This window comes from Salinimicrobium oceani, assembly GCF_012037645.1.
Genome location: NZ_JAAVJR010000918.1, coordinates 1 through 391 on the forward strand (window position 1 = coordinate 1; position 391 = coordinate 391).

The window sequence follows — 391 nt, forward strand, 5'->3', positions numbered from 1 at the left end:
TTTAACCTGAAGCTGAATCCGCAGGGGACAGAATTTCAGAAAAAAGTATGGCAGGCACTTTTGAACATTCCATACGGGAGAACGGCGTCATACATGGAACTTTCAAAAGAAATCGGCGATCCGTTGGCTATTCGTGCTGTGGCAGCAGCAAACGGAAAGAATCCGCTGTGGATTTTAATTCCCTGTCACCGGGTTATTGGCAGCGACGGATCTTTGACCGGCTACGCCGGCGGACTTTGGAGAAAGAAGTGGCTGCTTGAGCATGAGCAGCAGGAAAAGCAACAAAGCCTGTTCCCATGAGAGGTCTCAAAAAAGGCATTTTGGGCACCCTGATTTTTTTGGCTTTGGCCATAGGTTTGATCTACCTGTTTAATTTTGACTATATCTTTAA

1 protein-coding gene is annotated in these 391 nt (G+C 46.3%); it reads left to right on the top strand.

What is annotated here, in order from left to right:
- On the top strand, nucleotides 1-300 hold a 300-nt coding region (locus tag HC175_RS20055; RefSeq protein ID WP_168139838.1), incomplete at its 5' end, for a methylated-DNA--[protein]-cysteine S-methyltransferase.
- Between the last annotated feature and the right edge of the window lie 91 nt (nucleotides 301-391).